This is a genomic window from Streptomyces calidiresistens (assembly GCF_014141525.1).
GTDB lineage: Bacteria > Actinomycetota > Actinomycetes > Streptomycetales > Streptomycetaceae > Streptomyces > Streptomyces calidiresistens.
Genome location: NZ_VKHS01000696.1, coordinates 1 through 2905, shown reverse-complemented (window position 1 = coordinate 2905; position 2905 = coordinate 1). Strand labels below are relative to the sequence as shown.

Sequence of the window (2905 nt, the reverse complement as noted above, 5' to 3'; positions counted from 1 at the left end):
ATCGACCGGGTGTCCACCCCGCCCGGCAGCGTCCCGAACGCCCCGCCGCCCTCCCCGCCGAGCCGGGAGGCGCAGAAGGCGTCGGCCACCGCCGGCGGCGCGTACCGCACCAGCAGTGATCCCTGGAGCAGCAGCGCGATCCGCTCGGCCGGGCGTCGGGCCCGCCCCTCCATCCCCTCCAGGTCCGACAGCTCCGTCAGCAGCTCCTTGATCGCCGCGTCGAAGCGGTGGTCGGCCCCCGAGGCCCGGCCCAGCTCCGACAGCAGCGCGTTCAACGCCCCCGGCTCCCGTTGCAGCGCCCGCAGCACGTCCAGCGCCTGCACGTTCCCCGAGCCCTCCCAGATCGAGTTCACCGGTGCCTCGCGCAGCAGCCGCGGCATCCCCGACTCCTCGACGTAGCCGTTGCCGCCCAGGCACTCCAACGCCTCGGCCACCATCGGGGTGCACACCTTGGTCACCCGGTACTTCGCCGCCGGCAGCGCGATCCGCAACAGGTGCCGCTCCGCCGCGTCGCCGGCCTCCGCGCGGTCGTACGCCGCCGCCAGCCGCATCGCCAGGGCCGTCGCGGCCTCCGACTCCAGTGCCAGGTCCGCCAGCACGTTGCGCATCAGCGGCTTGTCCACCAGCCGCCCGCCGAACGCCTCCCGGTGCGCGGTGTGGTGCACCGCCCGGGTCAGCGCCTCGCGCATCAGGGACGCCGAGCCCGTCACGCAGTCCAGGCGGGTCGCGGAGACCATCCCGATGATGGTCGCCACCCCGCGCCCCTCCTCGCCGACCAGTCGGGCCACCGTGGTGCCGTCGAACTCCACCTCCGAGGAGGCGTTGGCGCGGTTGCCGAGCTTGGTCTTCAGCCGCTGGATCCGGAAGGCGTTGCGGGTCCCGTCCGGCAGCACGCGCGGCAGCAGGAAGCAGCTCAACCCGCCCGGGGCGTGGGCCAGCACCAGGAAGAGGTCCGACATGGGGGCCGAGCAGAACCACTTGTGCCCGGTCAGCGCGTACAGCCCCTCCCCACCGGGGATCGGCTCCGCCCGGGTGGTGCCCGACCGCACGTCCGAGCCGCCCTGCTTCTCCGTCATCCCCATGCCGGCGAGCACGCCCGCCTTCTCCCCGGCGGGCCGCAGTCCGGGGTCGTACCGCCGGGAGGTCAGCAGCGGCTCCCAGAACGCCGCGATCTCCCGATCCGCGCGCAGCGCCGGCACCGCCGCGTGCGTCATCGACAGCGGACAGCCGTGCCCGGCCTCCACCCGGGTCCACACGTGGAAGCCGGCCGCCCGCCGCAGGTGCCCGTCGGGGCGGTTCCAGGCGTCGGTCAGCCCGCCCTCCACGGCCCGGCCCAGCAGCCGGTGCCAGTCGGGGTGGAACTCCACCTCGTCGATCCGGTGCCCGAACCGGTCGTGGGTGCGCGGCTCCGGCGGGTGGGCGTCGGCCCGCTCCCCGGCCCGCCGCCACTCCGCCGACCCGGCGTCCCGCCCCAGGACCGACAGCTCGGCGGCGATCCCCTCCCGCAGTTCCGGCCGGGCGTGCCGGGCGACGGCCTCGCGCAGCGGCAGGTCATCGGCGAAGGCGTCCCGGCCGGTGATCTCCGGCGGCTGATTGGTCACGGTGTGGGTGGCGGCGGTGGCACGGCTCTCCATGCCGGCTACGTTAGGTGTCGTGGCCACCGAGAAACCATCCCCGGGACCCGATGATCGGGACGACCGTCCCCCCACCGGTGGCCCGGGCCCCGAGGATCCGCACGCCGCCCGCACGGCCGAGGCGGTGGGCGGGGAACCCTCCGGCGCCTCCCCCGTCTCCGGGGAGGAGGGGCTGCGGCGCGCCCGCTACCGCGACATCCCCAAGGCGAAGGTGCTGTGGCTGCTGCTGAAGGACACCGCCACCTCGTGCTCCGAGCACCGGGTGATCGGCCTGGCGGCCGAGTCGGCCTTCTTCACCCTCCTGTCGCTGCCCCCGCTGCTGCTGGGCCTGGTCGGCCTGCTCAGCAGCCTCGACGCCGTCGCCGGCACCAACACCCTGGAGTGGGTGCGGCTGCAGATCCTGGACGCCTCGAGCCTGCTCCTGTCCGACCGGGGCGTGGAGGACGTGGTCCGTCCGCTCATCGACGACCTGGTGCAGGGCGCCCGGCCCGACATCATGTCGATCGGCTTCATCGTCGCCCTGTGGTCCGGATCCCGGGCCGTGAACGTCTTCGTCGGCACCATCACCGTGATGTACGGCCTCGACGGCCACCGCAACCCCGCCGCCACCCGACTGCTGGCCTTCACCATGTACGTGATCAGCCTCGTGGTGGGCGCGATCGTGGTGCCGGCCCTGGCCATCGGACCGGACCTGATGTTCACCTGGGTGCCGCAGCTGGAACCGGTGATGCGCCCGCTGTACTGGCCGGTGGTGGTGGCGCTGTGCGTCGGCTTCCTCACGACCCTCTACCACGTGGCCGTGCCCGTCCGCTCGCCCTGGCGCGAGGACCTGCCCGGGGCGCTGGTGGCGCTGGGGATCTGGGCGGCCTGCGCCTGGGGCATGCGGGTCTACCTGCGCACCACCGTCGAGGGGCAGAGCATCTACGGCTCCCTCGCGGTGCCGGTGGCCATCCTGCTGTGGCTGGGCCTGTCGGCCTTCGCCGTGCTGGTCGGGGCGGCCCTGAACGCCGCCCTGGACCGGGTGTGGCCGGCCGCCACCACCGCCGCGGCCCGGGCGGAGACCGACCGGGCCCGCGAGGCGGCGCTGCTGGCCGTGCGGGAGGCGATCCGCGAGCGCCGCACCCGGGCCGACAAGGAGGGCGTCGAGGAATCCGACAGCAACCGGTTCGCCCGCCTGTTGGCGGAGTCGCTCAGCCCCGCGGAACTGCGCCGGCAGATCAAGCGGCTGCGCTCGGGGGGCGGCGAGGGCACGGACCGGGACGGGGAGCGGG

General features: G+C 74.6%; 2 protein-coding genes. One reads left to right on the top strand and one right to left on the bottom strand.

The window, feature by feature from the left end; translation table 11 throughout:
- Window positions 1-1634: acyl-CoA dehydrogenase family protein (locus tag FOE67_RS21595; RefSeq protein ID WP_182666506.1), on the bottom strand; the 1634-nt coding region annotated here is incomplete at its 3' end.
- A 19-nt stretch (window positions 1635-1653) separates the two neighbouring features.
- Here FOE67_RS21595 and FOE67_RS21590 point away from each other — a divergent pair.
- Window positions 1654-2905: YihY/virulence factor BrkB family protein (locus FOE67_RS21590; RefSeq protein WP_438874279.1), on the top strand; the 1252-nt coding region annotated here is incomplete at its 3' end.